Annotated in this window: 17 protein-coding genes, 1 tRNA gene and 1 pseudogene; 15 read left to right on the top strand and 4 right to left on the bottom strand. The window is 71.7% G+C overall.

The annotated features are described in order from the left end of the window. Positions 1-108: 108 nt before the first annotated feature. Positions 109-252, bottom strand: a complete 144-nt coding sequence (locus tag ACFY29_RS11450) for a hypothetical protein (protein WP_386985261.1) — start codon at positions 250-252, stop codon at positions 109-111. A gap of 128 nt (positions 253-380) precedes the next feature. Between ACFY29_RS11450 and ACFY29_RS11445 the strand changes: the two genes are divergently transcribed. The 9 genes from ACFY29_RS11445 to ACFY29_RS11405 all read left to right on the top strand — a co-directional run bounded on the left by ACFY29_RS11445 (position 381) and on the right by ACFY29_RS11405 (position 9,097). Then, on the top strand, positions 381-1,139 hold the full coding sequence (locus ACFY29_RS11445; RefSeq protein WP_386985259.1) for an SDR family NAD(P)-dependent oxidoreductase: 759 nt from the start codon (positions 381-383) through the stop codon (positions 1,137-1,139). A gap of 168 nt (positions 1,140-1,307) precedes the next feature. Further along, positions 1,308-1,379 (top strand) — tRNA-Gln (locus ACFY29_RS11440). A gap of 107 nt (positions 1,380-1,486) precedes the next feature. Continuing rightward, complete coding sequence (gene glmU, locus ACFY29_RS11435) at positions 1,487-3,022, top strand: bifunctional UDP-N-acetylglucosamine diphosphorylase/glucosamine-1-phosphate N-acetyltransferase GlmU (RefSeq protein WP_386986665.1); 1,536 nt, start codon at positions 1,487-1,489, stop codon at positions 3,020-3,022. Positions 3,023-3,079: 57 nt separating this feature from the next. Then, the gene (locus ACFY29_RS11430) at positions 3,080-4,060 is read left to right on the top strand and encodes a ribose-phosphate diphosphokinase (RefSeq protein ID WP_328423340.1); all 981 of its coding nucleotides are present in this window, start codon (positions 3,080-3,082) and stop codon (positions 4,058-4,060) included. 344 nt (positions 4,061-4,404) lie between these two features. Next, positions 4,405-5,103, top strand: a complete 699-nt coding sequence (locus tag ACFY29_RS11425) for a 50S ribosomal protein L25/general stress protein Ctc (protein WP_328423342.1) — start codon at positions 4,405-4,407, stop codon at positions 5,101-5,103. 83 nt (positions 5,104-5,186) lie between these two features. Beyond that, positions 5,187-5,777: an aminoacyl-tRNA hydrolase gene (gene pth / locus ACFY29_RS11420; protein WP_328423343.1), complete on the top strand. Its 591-nt coding sequence runs from the start codon at positions 5,187-5,189 to the stop codon at positions 5,775-5,777. 187 nt (positions 5,778-5,964) lie between these two features. Then, entirely contained in the window at positions 5,965-6,795 is an 831-nt protein-coding gene (locus tag ACFY29_RS11415; protein ID WP_328423344.1) for an inositol monophosphatase family protein, read from the top strand. A gap of 74 nt (positions 6,796-6,869) precedes the next feature. Further along, positions 6,870-7,781, top strand: a complete 912-nt coding sequence (gene cysD, locus ACFY29_RS11410) for a sulfate adenylyltransferase subunit CysD (RefSeq protein WP_386985256.1) — start codon at positions 6,870-6,872, stop codon at positions 7,779-7,781. After that, a complete protein-coding gene (locus ACFY29_RS11405) occupies positions 7,781-9,097 on the top strand; it encodes a GTP-binding protein (protein WP_355602363.1) in 1,317 nt (438 codons plus the stop codon). Before cysD ends, ACFY29_RS11405 begins: the two co-directional genes overlap by 1 nt. A gap of 218 nt (positions 9,098-9,315) precedes the next feature. On the opposite strand, the gene galK is transcribed toward ACFY29_RS11405, so the two are convergent. Next, on the bottom strand, positions 9,316-10,485 hold the full coding sequence (galK, locus tag ACFY29_RS11400; RefSeq protein WP_386985253.1) for a galactokinase: 1,170 nt from the start codon (positions 10,483-10,485) through the stop codon (positions 9,316-9,318). A gap of 115 nt (positions 10,486-10,600) precedes the next feature. After that, positions 10,601-11,530: a UDP-glucose 4-epimerase GalE gene (gene galE, locus ACFY29_RS11395; RefSeq protein WP_386986662.1), complete on the bottom strand. Its 930-nt coding sequence runs from the start codon at positions 11,528-11,530 to the stop codon at positions 10,601-10,603. Positions 11,531-11,777: 247 nt separating this feature from the next. Here galE and ACFY29_RS11390 point away from each other — a divergent pair. The 6 genes and pseudogenes from ACFY29_RS11390 to ACFY29_RS11365 all read left to right on the top strand — a co-directional run. Next, a pseudogene (locus tag ACFY29_RS11390) lies at positions 11,778-12,785 on the top strand (hemolysin family protein); the annotation flags it as partial. Between the two features lie 216 nt (positions 12,786-13,001). Continuing rightward, on the top strand, positions 13,002-14,027 hold the full coding sequence (gene trpS, locus ACFY29_RS11385; RefSeq protein WP_328423356.1) for a tryptophan--tRNA ligase: 1,026 nt from the start codon (positions 13,002-13,004) through the stop codon (positions 14,025-14,027). Between the two features lie 13 nt (positions 14,028-14,040). Next, a complete protein-coding gene (locus tag ACFY29_RS11380) occupies positions 14,041-14,622 on the top strand; it encodes a 2'-5' RNA ligase family protein (protein WP_386985251.1) in 582 nt (193 codons plus the stop codon). A 108-nt stretch (positions 14,623-14,730) separates the two neighbouring features. Continuing rightward, a complete protein-coding gene (locus tag ACFY29_RS11375) occupies positions 14,731-15,654 on the top strand; it encodes a YhjD/YihY/BrkB family envelope integrity protein (RefSeq protein ID WP_328423361.1) in 924 nt (307 codons plus the stop codon). Positions 15,655-15,671: 17 nt separating this feature from the next. Beyond that, a complete protein-coding gene (locus ACFY29_RS11370) occupies positions 15,672-16,040 on the top strand; it encodes a GntR family transcriptional regulator (RefSeq protein ID WP_386985249.1) in 369 nt (122 codons plus the stop codon). Positions 16,041-16,121: 81 nt separating this feature from the next. Beyond that, positions 16,122-16,559 (top strand): hypothetical protein, encoded by a 438-nt coding sequence (locus tag ACFY29_RS11365; protein WP_328423365.1) that lies wholly within the window; start codon positions 16,122-16,124, stop codon positions 16,557-16,559. Between the two features lie 200 nt (positions 16,560-16,759). Here ACFY29_RS11365 and ACFY29_RS11360 read toward each other — a convergent pair whose 3' ends face one another. Continuing rightward, entirely contained in the window at positions 16,760-18,397 is a 1,638-nt protein-coding gene (locus ACFY29_RS11360) for a glycoside hydrolase family 13 protein (protein WP_386985247.1), read from the bottom strand. Positions 18,398-18,514 lie beyond the last annotated feature (117 nt).

Raw genomic sequence — 18,514 nt, 5'->3', positions numbered from 1 at the left:
TACGGCACCGTAGATCGCACGGGGAAGTTCCGAAAACCCTTGCGCGGTCGGGCCAAAACGCAGGTCAGAGCCGTGAGGTGTACGGCGATCCGGGGCGCGGCCAGTCCCTCACCGCAGGGACGGCGCGGCGCTGCGGGCCCGCACCGTGCAGCTTGGTGGCATCGATGCTCGGCAGTGCGCCGAACCGACACCGGTGACGTCGGTGGGGTGGGTGGCGATAGCGGTGGTGGTGCCGTCCAGGGTGAATCGCAACAAAGAGAGGATCAGGCAAGAGATGGAGAGCATCCATCTATCACTCGCCCTGCTCACGCTGGTTTTCTGGGGTTAGCCCAACTCCCAGGAGCATGTGATGGCTCCACGAATGAACAGGCAGGCGAATCATGCGGGTCGCTATCGTCACCGGCGCCAGCTCGGGCATCGGCCAGAGCGCTGCCATCCAGCTCGCCAAGCGCGGATCGGGGGTCATCCTGACCTACAGCAACAACCAACCCGGGGCGCTGGAGACCGTGGAGAGCATCGAGAAGGAGGGCGGCACGGCCGTCGCGCTGCCACTGGACGTCGGCCGGAGTGAGACCTTTCCGGCCTTCCGCGAGTCGGTCGTCGCCGCGCTGCGCGACACCTGGCAGCGGGACACGTTCGACTCCCTGGTCAACAACGCCGGGTTCGCGCGGATGGCGCTTTTCGAGGACACCTCCGAGGAGCTGTTCGACGGTTTCATGCGGGTGCTGCTCAAGGGGCCGTTCTTCCTCACCCAGGCACTGCTGCCACTGCTGGCCGACGGCGGCGCGATCGTCAACACCAGCAGCAACTCGGCGCTGGCCTCCGGCCTGGAGCCCGGCTACTCCGCGTACGCCTCGATGAAGGGCGGCCTCATGGTGCTGACCCGGTACATGGCCAAGGAGTTCAGCAACCGCGGCATCCGGGTCAACTCCGTCGCCCCGGGCTCCACCCGGACGCGCCTCGCCGACAACGCCTTCGAGCGGTTCCCCGAGGTGATTCCGCTTCTCGCAGCGAAGACCGCACTCGGTCGGGTGGGCGAGCCCGACGACATCGGCATGGTGATCGCCACGCTGCTCGGCGAGGAGGGCCGCTGGATCACCGCCCAGAACATCGAGGTCGCCGGCGGGTACAACCTCTAGTCAACCCGTCTACGGCGTCCGGGCCCGGTTCGGACTGCCCGCCCGGACGCCGTCCGGGGGCGCCGCCGGTCGCCGGGCGTGGCGGAATGAGCGATGGCGTCCGGCGGCCGGGGCGCTAAGGTGTAGCGCGGGATGCTCATCCCTGATGTGACGCGCTCGCGTCGCTGATCGGCCGTGGTGTAATTGGCAACACCCGGGTCTTTGGTACCCGTATTTCAGGTTCGAACCCTGGCGGCCGAGCTGCCCCCCTAAGTCCGTTTTAGGTTCCAGTGGGGGTAAGACGGGAACGCGCCGGGCACCGCGGTTAGCATGGCCGCGAGAGTGTCCGCCGTCCCGACGGGAGCCACATCGTGCCCCAGCCCCACCTCCGTACCGTCGTCGTACTTGCCGCCGGTGAGGGCAAGCGGATGAAGTCGACACTGCCCAAGGTGCTGCACCCGCTGCTCGGTCGGACGCTGCTCGGCCACGTGCTGAGCGCGGCCGCGCCGCTGGCCGCGGACCGCACCGTCGTGGTGGTCGGCCACGGCGCCGACCAGGTCCGGGGACACCTGACCGAGATCGCACCGGACACGACGCCGGTCCTCCAGGCCGAGCAACTCGGCACCGGGCACGCCGTCCGGATCGCGCTGGACGCTGTCCCGGACGGCGCCGGCACCGTCGTGGTGATCAACGGGGACGTACCGCTGCTGCGGCCGGAGACGGTCGGCGCGCTGGTGACCGCGCACGAGGAGGCCGCGGCGGCGGCCACCGTGCTGGCCGCCGAGGTGCCCGACCCGACCGGGCTCGGGCGGATCGTCCGGGACGCCGACGGTCGGCTGGAGCAGATCGTCGAGGAGCGCGACGCCGACGCGACGCAGCGCGCGATCCGGGAGATCAACGCCGGCATCTACGCGTTCGACGCGGTGCGGCTGCGCGCCGCGCTGGGCAAGCTCTCCACCGACAACGACCAGGGCGAGGAGTACCTGACCGACGTCTTCGGGCTGCTCCGCTCGGCTGGCGAGCCGGTGGCGGTGCACGTGGCCGTCGACCACGTGGAGACGCTGGGCTGCAACGACCGGGTGGAGTTGGCGACGCTGCGCCGGCTGCTGCGCGACCGGGTCAACGAGGCGTGGATGCGTACCGGGGTGAGCCTGCTGGACCCGGCGACCACCTGGATCGACGTGACGGTGGCGCTGGACCGCGACGCGGTCGTCGACCAGAACACCCAACTGCGCGGCGGCACGGTGGTCGGCACCGGCGCGCTGGTCGGGCCGGACGTCACGCTGGTCGACACCATCGTCGGCCCCGGTGCGTCGGTGGTGCGCAGCCACGCGGTGGGTGCCGAGGTGGGCGCGGGCGCCAGCGTCGGTCCGTACGCGTACCTGCGGCCGGCCGCGCGGCTGGCCGAGAAGGCGAAGGTCGGCACGTTCGTCGAGGTGAAGAACTCGCAGATCGGCGCCGGCTCCAAGGTGCCGCACCTAACGTACGTAGGTGACGCGACGATCGGCGAGCAGAGCAACATCGGCGCGGCGTCGGTCTTCGTGAACTACGACGGGGTCAACAAGCACCGCACGGTCATCGGCAGCCACGCCCGGACCGGGGCGGACAACATGTTCGTGGCGCCGGTCGAGGTGGGCGACGGGGCGTACACGGCGGCCGGCTCGGTGATCGTGGAGGACGTGCCGGCGGGCGCGATGGGCGTCGCCCGGGCACGCCAGCGCAACATCGAGGGCTGGGTGGTGAAGCGGCGGGCCGGCACGGCCGCGGCGGAGGCCGCGCAGCGGGCCGGCGCCGGCGAGGGTGCGTCGGGTGTGGCCGCCACCGCAAGCGACAGTGAGGCAATGCACGGGAGGGCCGAGACGGTGGGCGGTGCGTCCGGCACGGGAGATACTGCAACCGAATAGTCCCCGCGCCACCACCACCGGGCCGGGTACCACCGAGAAACGGGAGCAGACGGGCCCATGGGCAGCATCGTCGCCGAAAACCGCAAAAGCCTGATGCTCTTTTCCGGACGTGGCTTTCCGGAGCTGGCCAAGGAGATCGGTGAGGTGCTCGGCGTGGCGCCGACGCCGGCCGACGCGTACGAGTTCGCCAACGGCGAGATCTTCGTACGGTTCAAGGACTCGGTGCGTGGTTCGGACGCCTTCGTGGTGCAGTCCGTGACGCACGGGGTGAACACCTGGGTCATGGAGACCCTGATCATGGTGGACGCGCTGAAGCGGGGGTCGGCCAAGCGGATCACCGTGGTGCTGCCGTTCTACCCGTACGCACGTCAGGACAAGAAGCACCGCGGTCGCGAGCCGATCTCGGCCCGGCTGGTGGCGGACCTGCTGAAGACGGCCGGCGCGAACCGGATCCTCACCGTCGATCTGCACACCGCGCAGATCCAGGGCTTCTTCGACGGTCCGGTCGACCACCTCTTCGCGATGGACATCCTCGCCGAGTACGTGGAGCACAAGTACGCGGGCCGGCCGATGACCGTGGTGGCGCCGGACTCGGGCCGGGTGCGGGTGGCCGAGCGGTGGACCGACCGGCTGGGCGGTTGCCCGCTGGCGTTCATCCACAAGACCCGCGATCCGATGAAGCCGAACCAGGTGGTGGCGAACCGCGTGGTCGGCGAGGTGGAGGGTCGGGTCTGCCTGATCGTCGACGACATGATCGACACCGGTGGCACGATCACCGGCGCGGCGGACATCCTCAAGGAGTCGGGCGCGGCGGAGATCGTGGTCGCGTCCACCCACGCGCTGCTGTCGGATCCGGCCACCGAGCGGCTGAAGAACAGCTCGATCAGTGAGGTCGTGGTGACCAACACGCTGCCGTTGCCGCCGGAGAAGCAGTTGGACAAGCTGACCGTGCTGTCGATCGCGCCGCTGCTGGCGCGGGCGATCCGGGAGGTCTTCGACGACGGCTCGGTGACCACCCTCTTCGGTGGCCTGAGCTGAGCGTCGCGCTGCGGTGAGCCCCGTTTCCGCCATCCGGCGCTCCGGCGGGACCGGGGCTGCCAAGCTGGTGGAAACGGGGCTGGCACGCTGGTGGGAACGCCACCGACGCGCCGGCCTGGACCCGTGATCGGGGACTGCCGGAAACCCCGGAATCAGCTCGGGTAGACTGGTGCGGTTGCCACGGCGAGGGTGCCCGGCGGGCCGCTGAACAGCGCCGCACGGAGGTACCGTCATCGACGCGGTGCTCCGGGCAGTCGTTCATGACGCATGAGCCCCAGCGAGCCCCTCGCCCCAGCACCGCAAGACGACAAGCCGCCGCAGCGAAAAGCATCAGGAGTTTCCCCGTGTCCGAGGTAAAGATCAGCGCCGAGCCCCGTACCGAGTTCGGCAAGGGTGGTGCCCGCCGTACCCGCCGGGCCGGCAAGGTGCCCGCCGTGCTGTACGGCCACGGCGAGAAGCCCAAGCACATCGCGCTGCCGTCCCGGGAGTTCGCCGCGGCGATCCGCAAGGGTGGCGCCAACCAGCTGTTCGCGATCGACATCACCGACGGCACGCAGGTGCTGGCGCTGCCGAAGGCGATTCAGCGTGACCCGATCAAGGACACCTTCGAGCACGTGGACCTCATCCTGGTCCGCCGGGGCGAGAAGGTCACCGTTGAGGTCCCGGTCCAGCTGACCGGCGAGGCCGCGCGGGACACCCTGATCGTGCACGACCACGACACCCTCTCGGTGACCGCCGACGCCACCAAGGTGCCGGACCACCTCGAGGCGTCGATCGAGGGCCTGGAGGCGGGCTCCCAGGTGACCGCCGGCGACGTGCAGCTCCCGGCCGGTGTCGAGCTGGCCGTCGACGCGACGCTGCCGGTCGCTGCGGTGACCGCCGCGCCGACCGCCGAGCAGCTCGAGGCGACGCTGCCCGAGGTCGAGGAGGCCACCGAGGAGGCCGAGGCCGAGGTCGGCGAGGTCACCGAGGGTTCCGAGGGTGCGGACGCCGCCCCGACCGCCGAGGGCGCGGAGAACACCGAGGCGCGCACCGAGGCCTGATCGGTTCGTACTGTGCGGCAGGCGTCCCCGAGCGTTCGGGGGCGCCTGTCGGCGTATCGGGAGTTCGGCGGGAGGGACGGGTCGTGACGGACGAGGCGGGGCCGTGGCTGGTGGTCGGCCTGGGCAACCCGGGTCGGGAGTACGCCGGGAACCGGCACAACGTCGGGTTCATGGTGGCTGACCTGCTGGCCGGACGGGTGGGCGCGCGGTTCGGCCGGCACAAGCGGGCGGTGGCCGAGGTGGCCGAGGGTCGACTGGGTTTCGGCGGGCCGAAGCTGGTGCTGGCGAAGCCACTGACGTACATGAACCTCTCCGGCGCGCCGGTGGCGGCGCTGGCGCAGTTCTACAAGGTGCCGCCGGCACAGGTGATCGCGGTGCACGACGAGCTGGACATCGGGTACGGCCAGGTGCGGGTCAAGTGCGGTGGCGGCGAGGGCGGGCACAACGGCCTGCGTTCGATGTCGAAGTCGTTGGGCACCAAGGAGTACGTCCGGGTGCGGTTCGGCATCGGCCGGCCACCCGGGCGGCAGGACCCGGCGGACTACGTGCTGTCGGATTTCGGCGCCGCGGAGCGCAAGGAGCTGGATTTCCTGGTGGACCGGGCCGCCGACGTGGTGGAGTCGGTGGTCGTCAAGGGCGTGGAGCCGACTCAGAACCTCTACCACGGCGGTTGAGACTGTCGGGAAGCCCCGCCTCGCTCGCCTCGGGACTTTCCGACAGTCTCTGAGCCGGGCGGGGCGTACCGGATCGGGGTCGATGGGCCGGTAGTCTGCGCCTTCGGCGTGCCGCGACCGACGACGCGGGTCGCGGCGGAGCGGCCGGTGCGGGCACGGGTCGCGGCGAGGCGACGGGAGCGGGCAGATGAGCAGTCCTCCGATGATCGACGGTGCGTTCGCCCGGTGGTTGGCGGCCCGGGCCGGTCAGGCGCTGCTCGACCTGCGGGCCGAGCTGGGTTTCGGCGACGCCGGCGCGCTGAAGTCGGCCGGGGACAAGGTGTCGCACGACCTGATCCGCACCGAGTTGGCGAAGTGGCGGCCGGGGGACGCCGTGCTCTCCGAGGAGGACGAGGGGTCGCGGCTGGCCTGGGCGGCGGAGGTGAACGCCGAGGCGGTGTCCCGGTTGGCCGCGGACCGAGTGTGGATCATCGATCCGTTGGACGGCACCCGCGAGTTCGCCGAGGAGGGCCGCTCGGACTGGGCGGTGCACGTGGCGCTCTGGGCGCGTAGCGCGCCGAGCCCGCACGGGCTGGTCGCCGGGGCGGTGGGGCTGCCGGCGCAGCACCGGGTGCTGGGCACGGACTACCCGCCGGCGTACCCGCCGATGACGGTGGAGGCGGCGACGGCCGGCGCGCGGGTGATCCGGTTGGCGGCGAGCCGGAGCCGGCCGCCGGTGTTCCTCACCGACCTGGCCGAGGACGTGGGGGCGAAGCTGGTGCCGATGGGTTCGGCCGGCGCGAAGATCGCCGCGGTCATCACCGGAGAGGTGGACGCGTACATCCACGCGGGTGGGCAGTACGAGTGGGACTCGGCGGCGCCGGTGGCTGTGGCGACGGCCACCGGACTGCACGCTTCCCGAATCGACGGTTCTGCGCTGAGATACAACGAGGCGGATCCACGCCTGCCGGACCTGTTGGTCTGCCGCAAGGATCTCGCCTCCCGGTTGCTTGCAGCGCTGCAGAGGCATTCCGGGTAGCCTGGGCGCACTTCTTGACATGTCCGACCGGAAAGGTCTGGAAATCGGATGAGCGAGCGAATCGAGCCGGTGTCATGACCACCCCCGCCGCCTACCGGGTCTCCCACCTGGACGCCCTGGAGGCGGAGAGCATCTTCGTGATGCGCGAGGTGGTCGCCGAGATGGAACGCCCGGTGCTGCTCTTCTCCGGCGGCAAGGACTCGATCGTCATGCTGCGGCTGGCGCAGAAGTCGTTCGCTCCGGCCAACATCCCCTTCCCGGTCATGCACGTCGACACCGGCCACAACTTCCCCGAGGTGCTGGAATACCGCGACCAGCGGGTCGCCGAGCTGGGGTTGCAGCTCGTGGTGGCGAGCGTGCCGGAGGCCCTGGCCAGCGGGCTGGTCCGGGAGTCCGGCGACGGCATGCGTAACCGGATCCAGACACCGGTGCTGCTGGACGCGGTGGAGAAGCACCGCTTCGACGCGCTGTTCGGTGGCGCCCGCCGGGACGAGGAGAAGGCCCGGGCCAAGGAGCGGGTGTTCAGCTTCCGGGACGAGTTCGGCCAGTGGGACCCGAAGAACCAGCGGCCCGAGCTGTGGTCGCTGTACAACGGCCGGCACCACCCGGGCGAGTCGATCCGGGTCTTCCCGCTGTCCAACTGGACCGAGCTGGACGTCTGGCACTACATCGCCCGGGAACGGATCCCCCTGCCGTCGATCTACTACGCGCACGAGCGCGAGGTGATCGAGCGGGACGGGATGTTCTACGCGGTCAACGAGTTCTTCCGTCCCCGGGCGGGCGAGGAGCGGTTCAAGGCGCAGGTGCGCTACCGCACCGTGGGCGACGCTTCCTGCACCGCCGCGGTCCGCTCCGACGCGGACACCGTGGAGAAGGTCATCGAGGAGGTGGCGGCCACCCGGATCACCGAGCGCGGCGCGACCCGTGGTGACGACCGGGTCAGCGAGGCCGCCATGGAAGACCGCAAGCGGGAGGGCTACTTCTGATGACCACCGAGATCGTGGCCCCGGCCGCCGTCCCCAGCGGGTCCGGGCCGGAGGCCCGTCCGATGGACCTGCTGCGGTTCGCCACCGCGGGCAGCGTGGACGACGGCAAGTCGACCCTGATCGGCCGGCTGCTCTACGACACCAAGTCGCTCTTCACCGACCAGTTGGCCGCGGTGGAGGCGGTCAGCGCGGCCCGCGGCGACGAGTACACCAACCTGGCGCTGCTCACCGACGGCCTGCGCGCCGAGCGGGAGCAGGGCATCACCATCGACGTGGCCTACCGGTACTTCGCCACGCCGCGGCGCAAGTTCATCATCGCCGACACCCCGGGGCACATTCAGTACACCCGCAACATGGTGACCGGGGCGTCCACCGCCGACCTCGCGCTGATCCTGGTGGACGCGCGCAAGGGCCTGGTCGAGCAGTCCCGCCGGCACGCGTTCCTCTGCTCCCTGCTGCGGGTGCCGCACCTGGTCCTCTGCGTCAACAAGATGGACCTGGTGGACTGGTCGCAGGAGGTCTACGAGCGGATCGCCGACGAGTTCACCGCGTTCGCCGCGAAGCTCGACGTGCCGGACCTGACCGTGGTGCCGATCTCCGCGCTGCGTGGCGACAACATCGTCACCCGGTCGGAGAACATGCCGTGGTACGAGGGCTCGTCGCTGCTGCACCACCTGGAGCGGGTGCACATCGCCAGCGACCGCAACCTGGTCGACGTCCGGTTCCCGGTGCAGTACGTGATCCGGCCGCAGTCCACCACGGTCACCGACTACCGCGGCTACGCCGGTCAGGTCGCCTCCGGCGTGCTCAAGCCGGGCGACGAGGTGATGGTGCTGCCGTCCGGCTTCACCAGCCGGATCGCCGCGGTGGAGACCGCCGACGGGCCGGTCGCGGAGGCGTTCCCGCCGATGTCGGTGACGGTACGGCTGGCCGACGAGATCGACATCTCCCGGGGCGACATGATCTGCCGGCCGAACAACGCTCCCGCGGTGGCCCAGGACATCGAGGCGATGGTGTGCTGGATGGACGAGACCCGCCCGCTGCGGGTCGGCGGCCGGTACGCGATCAAGCACACCACCCGGTCGGCGCGGGCGATCGTGCGTGGGCTGCACTACCGGCTGGACATCAACTCGCTGCACCGCGACGAGTCGGCCGATGAGCTGCGGCTCAACGAGATCGGCCGGCTGCGGCTGCGCACCACGGTGCCGCTGCTGGCCGACGAGTACCGGCGCAACCGCACCACCGGCGGCTTCGTCATCATCGACGAGGCCACCAACCGCACCGTCGGCGCCGGCATGATCGTCGAAGCCAGCTGACCGAGGCTCGGCCCGACCCGACCCGGTTGCCCGCAAGATCGCGCTCCATCCAGGAAGTAGTGGCCTCGCCCGATGGGCGAGGCCACTACTTCCAAGAACGAGCACGATCTCACCCCGCCCCCCACCCCACCACCTCGACCGGTGATCAAGAGGTTTGCGTCAGTCCGAGCCCGGGTCCTGACGCAAACCTCTTGATCAACCCCGGGGGGGTGGGTGGGTTAGTTGAGGCGGGTGGCGCCGGGGGATGGGAGGACTGGGATGGTGGTGGGTGCGGTGAAGCCGCGTTCGGCGTAGGCGGCCGTTATGGCGGCGGCTACCGCGTCGGTCCGGTCCGCCTCTACCAGGGCGAGGACGCAGCCACCGAAGCCGCCGCCGGTCATCCGGGCACCCAGCGCGCCGGCCGCCAGCGCCGCCTCGACCGCGGTGTCGATCTCCGGCACGGTGATCTCGAAGTCGTCGCGCATCGAGACGTGTGAGGCGGTGAGCAGCGGGCCGATGTCCCGGACCCGGCCGGCGCGCAGCAGTGCCACCGTGTCCAACACCCGCTGGTCCTCGGTGACCACGTGCCGGACCCGCCGCCGGGTCTCCTCGTCGTCGAGTCGGGCCAGCGCGGTGTCGAGCTGGTCGATGGCGACGTCACGCAGCGCGGCGACGCCGAGGGTCTTGGCCGCCGCCTCGCAGGACCGGCGGCGGGCGGCGTACTCGCCGTCGGCGTGCCGGTGCGGCGCCCGGCTGTCGATGACCAGCACGGCCAGCCCAGCGGCGTCCAGGTCGAACGGGATGTGCTCGACCGACTCGTCGCGGCAGTCCAGGAAGAGGGCGTGCCCGGCGCGGCAGCGGATCGCCGCGGACTGGTCCATGATTCCGGTCGGTGCACCGACGTAGACGTTCTCCGCGCGTTGCGCCAGTCGAGGCTGCCGTTCGGCGGCCAGCTCCACCCCACCCAGGTCGAGCAGGGCGGCGAGCACGGCCGACTCCAGTGCGGCCGAGGAGGAGAGCCCGGAGCCCAGCGGCACGTCGGAGGCGATCGCCAACCGGGCGCCGGGTACCGGGTGGCCGGCCTCGCGCAGCGCCCAGACCACCCCGGCCACGTACGCGCCCCAGCCGGTGACCCGGCCCGGCTGGGTCACGTCGTCCGCGCCGAAGGTGATCGTCTCGCCGGACAGCTCGGACCAGACCGTCCAGCGCTCCCCGTCCTGCCGGTCGGCGGCGACCACGGAACGCAGCGGCAGCGCGAAGGGCAGCACGAACCCGTCGTTGTAGTCGGTGTGCTCGCCGATCAGGTTGACCCGGCCGGGAGCCGCCCAGCGGCCAGCGGCCTGGCCGCCGTACTGCTCGGTGAAGCCGGCGGCGGCGCGCTCGGCGACGTCACCGGTGGGGTCGGTCACGCTGCTTCCTCCGTTCGCGACTGCGGGGCTCGCAACACCGGCTCACTCCTCGCGCTCACCGCTGCCTGCGCCGTTCGCGACTGCGGGGCTCGCAACACCGGCTCACTCCTCGCGCTCACCGCTGCTCCAGGATGTGCGTGCGGTAGAAGGCCCAGGCGTCGCCGACCATGTCGTGCAGGGTCGGCTTCTGCGGCACCCAGCCCAGCTCGTCGCGGGCCAGAGCGGAGGAGGCGACCAGCTCGGCCGGGTCGCCCTCGCGGCGTGGCGCCACCTCGACCGGCAGCGCATGCCCGGTGACCTCGCGGACCACGTCGGCCACCTGCCGGTTGGTGAAACCGTTGCCGTTGCCCAGGTTGTAGATCCGGTGCTGGCCCGCCGCGGCGGCGTCCAGTGCCAACAGGTGGGCTCGGGCCAGGTCGGCGATGTGGATGTAGTCGCGGACGCACGTGCCGTCCACGGTGGGGTAGTCGTCGCCGAAGAGCTGGAGCTTCTCCCGCCGGCCGGCGGCGACCTCCAACGCGATCGGGATCAGGTGCGTCTCCGGATCGTGCCGTTCGCCGAGCGCGACGTCGCCGTCGAGGTGCGCGCCGGCCACGTTGAAGTAGCGCAGCGAAACGGCGGCCAGCCCGTGCGCGATCGCCTCGGAGGTGAGCGCCATGTCGACGGCGAGCTTGGTGGCGCCGTACGTGTTGGTGGGCGCCTTGACCGCGCTCTCCGGGATGGGCAGCTCGGTGGGGTTGCCGTAGACGGCGGCGGTGGAGGAGAAGACCATCCGGGGCACCCCGGCGGCCCGGACCGCGTCGATCAGGGCGAGGGTGCCGACCGTGTTGGTCTGCCAGTACAGCTCCGGCTTGACCATCGACTCGCCGGCGGCGATCAGAGCGGCGAAGTGCAGCACCCCGTCGAAGCCTGCGTCGGGGGTGACGATCCGGGCGGCGTCGTGGATGGACGCCTCGACGTGGGTCGCGTCCGGAGCGAGCGCCTCGCGGTGGCCGGTGCGCAGGTCGTCCAGCACGACGACCTGGTGGCCCGCGTCGAGCAGCATTCGGGTCACTACGCTGCCGATGAAGCCGGCGCCCCCCGTGACGAGCAGTTTCACGTCGTTGCCTCCTGCCTGGCCAGCCCGGGACGTGGCCCTTCGGTGATCACCCTACGGCGGCGCGTGTACCCCTACCGACCACGCCGCCATCCGCATTCCATCATAATCTCTCACGATTAAACAGACCCGAACATAGCCGCCGAGCGTGCGTGATCCCCGGTGCGATGGGCCGTCGGTGTCTACCATCTCTGTCATGCGGGAAGCGGCCCATACGGGGCTCCGGCGACGCGCGCGGGGGCGGCCCCGCCGTGACCCCGGCCCGCTCGCCCGGGCTGTCGCCCGGATGGTGGTCCGCGCCGCCGACGGTGCCACCCGCCTCGTCACCGACCTGCTCGGAGCTGGCCCGGCGGCCGGCCGGGAGCGCATCTCCGAGGCCGAGCTGCGGGACCTGGTCGCCGCGAACACGGTGCTCGACCCGGACGAACGGCGGATCATCGACGAGGTCCTGGTGGCCGGCGCCAGCCTGATCCGCGAGGTGATGATGCCCCGCACCGAGGTGGTCTTCCTGCCCGCCCGGCTGACCATCGCCGAGGCCGCCCGGTTGGTCCGGGCCGAGACGCACACCCGCTACCCGGTCACCGACGGCACCCACGACGACGTGGTCGGCTTCGTGCACCTGCGCGACGTACTGCTGCGTCCGGACGCCGACCCGTGCGTCACCGTCGGCGAGCTGACCCGGGAGGTGAAGCGGCTGCCCGGCAGCAAGCGGGTGCTGCCCGCACTCACCGAGATGCGCCGGGAGGGTCAGCACCTGGCGGTGGTGGTCGACGAGTACGGCGGCACCGCCGGGATCGTCACCCTAGAGGACCTGATCGAGGAGCTGATCGGCGAGATCCACGACGAGTACGACACCAGGCCGGACCCGGTGCACGGCCTGCCCGCCGTGGTGGACGGTCGGCTCAACCTGGCCGACTTCGCCGAGCGGACCGGGCTGGTGCTGCCCGCCGGGCCGTACGAGACGGTCGGTGGGTTCGTGATGGCCGCGCTGGGTCGGCTGCCGGTGACCGGCGACGAAGTGCCGGTGCCCGCTGAACCGGTCGACGCCGACGGGCCCGGCCCGGCCGATCCGTCGGGCGGCTGGCTGTTGCGGGTGCTGACGCTGGATGGACGCCGGGTGGCCCGGCTCGCGGTCTCCGCCGTGCGGATGCCCGAGCAGCGCCGCGAGGCCGGCACCGGGCAGTCGAGGGAGGCCGGCACCGAGCAGCGCCGCGAGGCTGGCACCGGGCAGTCGAGGGATGCCGGCGCGCGGTGGTCGTCGGAGCCGGTGGCCGGGCAGCAACGCGGGGCCGTGGTCGGGCCGATCCGCCGGGTCGGCCAGGGGGAACCGCGCGAGGTCAACGCCCCGACAGCGGCGGGCCACGGCCGACCCGCCGGCCCGTCATGACGGACCCCGTCGCTTGCTGACAGAATTATCGCCATGTCCGACGTTCCCGCCCGCCCCCGCGTCTTCTCCGGCATCCAGCCGACGGCCGACTCTTTCCACCTCGGCAACTACCTCGGCGCGGTGCGGCACTGGGTGGCCCTGCAGGAGACCCACGACGCGTTCTACTGCGTCGTGGATCTGCACGCCATCACCGCGGGGCACGACCCGGTGCTGCTGCGCCAGCGGACCCGGGTGGCTGCCGCCCAGCTCTTCGCGGTCGGTCTGGACCCGGAGCGCAGCACCCTGTTCGTGCAGTCACAGGTGCCTGAGCACTCGCAGCTGGCCTGGGTGCTCGGCTGCATCACCGGCTTCGGCGAGGCCAGCCGGATGACCCAGTTCAAGGACAAGTCACAGAAGCAGGGCAACGAGCGGGCCAGCGTCGGCCTGTTCACCTACCCGATCCTGCAGGCCGCCGACATCCTGCTCTACCAGGCCAACGCGGTGCCGGTCGGCGAGGACCAGCGTCAGCACCTGGAGCTCTCCCGGGACCTGGCCCAGCGCTTCAACTCGCTGTTCGGCCCGACGTTCACGGTGCCCGCGCCGCACATCGTCAAGGACACTGCGAAGATCACCGATCTGCAGGACCCGACCGCGAAGATGTCCAAGTCGTCGTCCTCGCCGGCCGGCATCATCGACCTGCTGGAGGACCCGGCCCGGTCGGCGAAGAAGATCCGTTCGGCGGTGACCGACACCGGCCGGGAGATCGTCTTCGACGCCGAGACCAAGCCGGGCGTGTCCAACCTGCTGACCATCCACTCGGCGCTCAGCGGGCGCGGCATCGACGATCTGGTGGCCGCGTACGCCGGTCGCGGTTACGGCGACCTGAAGAAGGACCTGGCCGAGGTGGTGGCGGAGTTCGTCCGCCCGATCCAGGAGCGCACCCGCACCTACCTCGACGACCCGGCGCAGCTCGACAAGCTGCTCGCCGCCGGCGCGGAGAAGGCCCGTGCGGTGGCCGGACCGACCCTGCGGTCCGCGTACGAGCGGGTCGGGTTCTTCCCGCCGGTACGCGGCGAATAGCGCCCCCGGACAGGTGGGCGGGTCGGTGGCCGAAGGGGCGGCGCGGAGCGTGGATCGCAGTGGCGGGGTGCCGCCAGCCGGCGACACGATCCAGGTCGGCATCGCGGTGGACATCCCGGAGCCGTGGGGGGCGCAGCTCACCCGACGGCGGGTTGAGGCCGGCGACCCGCTGGCGGTGCCCGCGCACGTGACGCTGCTCGGGCCGACCGAGATCCCGACGGCCGCCCTGCCCGCCGTCGAACGGCACCTGGCCGCCGTCGCCGCCGCGCACCTGCCGTTCGCGCTGCACCTGCGGGGCACCGGCACGTTCCGCCCGGTGACCCAGGTGGTGTTCGTGGCGGTGGCCGCCGGGATCAGCGAGTGCGAGCTGCTGGCCGGCGCCATCCGCGCGGCACCGGAGCTGCACCGCGAGACCCGTTTCCCGTACCATCCGCACGTCACCGTGGCGCAGGACGTGGCACCGGAGGCGCTGGACAAGGCGTACGAGGATCTGGCCGACTTCTCCGCGATGTTCGAGGTCGACGCGTTCACCCTGTTCTCGCACAGCGGGCAGGCCCGGTGGCAGCCCCGTCGGGACTTCCGCCTCGGCGGCTGACCGTTCGGCGACGCGCCGGGGGCGACGCATCGTTCGGCGACGCGCCGGTCGGCGAGCATCGGGAGCCGGTTGCCCCTATGGCGGCGGGAGATCGGCGAGGATGATCGCGTGAACGTGATCGGGGCGATCGAGGCGGGCATCGACCGCTGGGTGAGCGCCGCGCGCTCCCGGTCGGGGCTATTCGACCACGTGTGGCGGGCCGGCGCGCTCTACGCCGAGTTGCTGGCCGGGCGACTGGCCGCTGCGATCGCTTACTACGGCTTCTTCGCGGTGTTCGCCCTCGCGCTGGTCGCGTACTCGATCTTCGGCGCGATCCTGGAGGACAACGACGAGGTCAGCGCGGCGGCGGCCGGGTTCCTGAAGGAGAACCTGCCGTTCCTGGACGCGGAGCAGATCGCCAACTCCAGCGGCACGGTCGGCGTGGTCGGCCTGGTCATCCTGGTCTTCACCGGGATCGGCTGGGTGGAGGCGATCCGCTCCTCACAGCGGCTGATGTACCGGCTCAACCAGCAACCCGGAAACCTGGTGATCCGGCGGCTGGTCGACCTCGGGGTGATGATCGGCGTCTTCGTGCTGCTCGGTGTCTCGGTGGCGGCGGTGGACGCCCTGGAGTCGCTGCTGCGATTCCTGCTGCGCAGCACCGGCTCGGTCGGCCTGACCACGATCAGCGCGATCCTCAGCGTGCTGATCAACGCGGTGCTCGCGACCGCGCTGCTGGTCGCGGTGCCCCGGCTGCGGGTGAGCCGGTCCCGGCTGCGCCCGGTGGTGGTGCTGGTCGCGATCGGTATCACGCTGCTCAACACGGTCGGGCGGTACTACGTGGTGCGCACCGAGCGGAACCCGGCGTACACCGTGGTGGCCGGCGCCGTCGGCCTGCTGCTCTACCTCTACCTGCTCAACCAGCTGGTGCTGTTCGGGGCGGCGCTCCTCGCGACCAGTCCGCGTGGACGGGTGTTGGACCTGGCGGAGGGTGCCCCGCCGGTGGCTCTCGACGAGGACACCGATCCCGGTACGCCGGGCGGTGCGGGCTGATGGCGGAAGGTGCGCAGGTGACGATCTCGGTCGACTCGGACTCGTCGGTGCCCCCGTACGAGCAGGTACGCGGGCAGCTCGCCGAGTTGATCGGCGACGGCCGGTTGCCGGTGGGCAGCCGACTGCCCACCGTCCGGCAGCTCGCCGCCGACCTGCGGCTGGCCGCGAACACGGTGGCCCGCGCGTACCGGGAGTTGGAGGCGGCCGGGCTGCTGGAGACCCGGGGGCGCAACGGCACCTTCGTCGCTCCTGGCCGGGACGACGCCGTCGACCGACTGCACCGGGCGGCAGCCGGGTACGCGGCCGAGGCGACCCGGCTGGGCGTGCCGCCCGCCACCGCGCTCGCCCTGGTCCGCGCCGCCCTGGACGCCGCCCGCCCCGGCTGACCAGTCGCTGATCGGGCGCCCGGCGGGCGGAAACTGAGGCGAACGGCGTCGGCGCTCGTGTTCGCGGACCATGATGAGCCGGTGGGCGCACTCATGACACTGGACCTGCCGGCCGACTCGCCGATGCTCGGTCTGCCGTGGATCATCACCTTTGGTCCACTCGGTGACCTCGACGAGTGGGAGCCGGTGGTCTGCGGGCCGTACGAGCGGCCGCACGCGTTGGCGCTGGCCGAGGCGGTGGTGGCCGACGAGCAGCTGATAGCCGTCGTGGAGCCGCTGCTGCCGGCGCTGTCGGCCGACGAGATCCGCAGCGAGATCGCCGCGGCGCAGGTCGCCGCCGAGGACGAGGACCGCCAGGTCGAGGGGGCCGACCTGTACGGCGACTTCGAGGACGTGATCGACGAGGAGTTGGACGCCGCCGCCGACGAGGCAGGCCACGGCGAGCCCGCCGAGCCGCCGGACGAGGCCGAGGTACGCGCCGGCTTCACCCGCATCGCGGCGCTGCTCACCGCGAAGTGAGCCGCTCCGGACCCGGGACGCCGGGCGCCGGCGCGGTCAGCGGACGGAGCACACCTTGGCGCAGACGGACACCGGCGCCACCCGGAGCGGACTCCGCGTGGCGCCGGTGCCACCTCACCCCCCACCACAAGGGGCCGGTAGCCCAGTCGCCCGCCGGCGCGGGGCACGACGGACGACCAGGTTGGTGACGGGTTACCCGCTCAGCGCCGTTCCAACCAGGCGGCCGCGTCAACCGGAAGCAGATGGCCGGAGCCCTGCTCGGTGAGCGCCGCGCTGGCGACGAGCGGTTGGCCGTACCCGTCGATCAGGACCGGCGCGCCGCTGAGGTTGACCACGCAGGTCAGCACGGTCGCGCCGGAGGTGCGGGAGAAGGCCAGCACGCCCGGCCCGCTCTCCAGCCAGGCCACCCCGCCAGCGTCGATGGCCAGCGCCGGGTGCTCGTGCCGGATGCGCAGCGCGGCCCGGTACAGCTCCAGCGTCGAGCCGGGCACGCCGGTCTGCGCGGTGACCGCCAGGGCCCGCCAGGTCGCCGGGGCCGGTAGCCAGCTCAGCTCGCCGCCGGCCGGCCCGAAGCCGTACGGGGCCAGCTCGCCGCTCCACGGGATGGGCACCCGGCAGCCGTCCCGACTCTCGCCGGTGCGCAGGAACGCCGGGTCCTGGCGCAGTTCGTCGGGGAGGTCGAGCACCTCGGGTAGGCCGAGCTCCTCGCCCTGGTAGAGGTAGGCGCAGCCGGGCAGGGCGAGCATCAGCAGGCTGGCGGCGCGAGCCCGGCGCAGCCCCTCGGCGCCGTCACCGTAACGGGTGACGTGCCGCTGCTTGTCGTGGTTGGACAGCACCCAGGTGGTGGGTGCGCCGACCACCGTCGACTCGGACAGCGCGGTGTCGATCACCTTGCGGAACGAGTCGGCCGACCAGGTGGCGTCGAGGAAGTCGAAGCTGAACGCCTGGTGCAGCTCGTCCGGGCCGATGTAGCGGGCCAGCCGCTGCGGGGTCTCGGCCCACGCCTCGGCGACCGCCATCCGGCCGCCTGGGTAGCTGTCCAGGATGGGCCGCCAGGCGCGGTAGATCTCGTGGACCTCGTCCTGGTCGAAGTAGGGCAGCCGGCCCTTGCCGAGCAGCTCGACCTGGCGCTGGCCGGTGGTCATCGTGCTGAAGCCGACGTCCGGCAGCCCCTCGGCCTTGATCATGCCGTGGGCCACGTCGATCCGGAAGCCGTCCACGCCCCGGTCCAGCCAGAACCGCAGCACGTCCTCGAACTCGGCGCGGACCTCGGGGTGGCGCCAGTTCAGGTCCGGCTGAGCCGGGTCGAACAGGTGCAGGTACCACTCGCCGTCCGCGACCCGGGTCCACGCCGGGCCGCCGAAGATGCTCTCCCAGTCGTTCGGCGGCAGTTCGCCGTGCGCACCCCGGCCCTCGGCGAAGAGGTAGCGGGCCCGCTCCGGGGAGCCGGGGCCGGCGGCGAGGGCGGCGGCGAACCAGCGGTGGACGTCGGAGGTGTGGTTGGGCACCAGGTCGACGATGATCCGCAGGTCGAGGGCGTGCGCGTCGGCGATCATCGCGTCGAAGTCGCTGAGGGTGCCGAACATCGGGTCGACGTCCCGGTAGTCGGCGACGTCGTACCCGCCGTCGACCATGGGGGAGGTGTAGAAGGGGGTCAGCCAGAGCGCGTCCACCCCGAGGTCGCGCAGGTACGGCAGGCGTTGCCGGATGCCCTGGAGGTCACCGATGCCGTCGCCGTCGCTGTCGGCGAAGCTGCGCACGTAGACCTGGTAGACGACCGCGGAGCGCCACCAGTCGTCGTCGGCGGTGTGGTGCGGGGTGGTGGTGCTGACGGTCATCGGTGGCGTTCCCCGTCTGTCTCGGGTCAGGTGCGGCGGCGGCACCCGGCGCGGCGCGGACGGTGGCAGCGCGGGTGTCTGAGCAATATGCCGCCCGAACACTGCAAGAGTCAAGCA

The sequence above is a fragment of the Micromonospora sp. NPDC000668 genome (assembly GCF_042897975.1).
Lineage (GTDB): Bacteria > Actinomycetota > Actinomycetes > Mycobacteriales > Micromonosporaceae > Micromonospora.
This window is presented reverse-complemented; position numbering and strand designations above follow the sequence as displayed.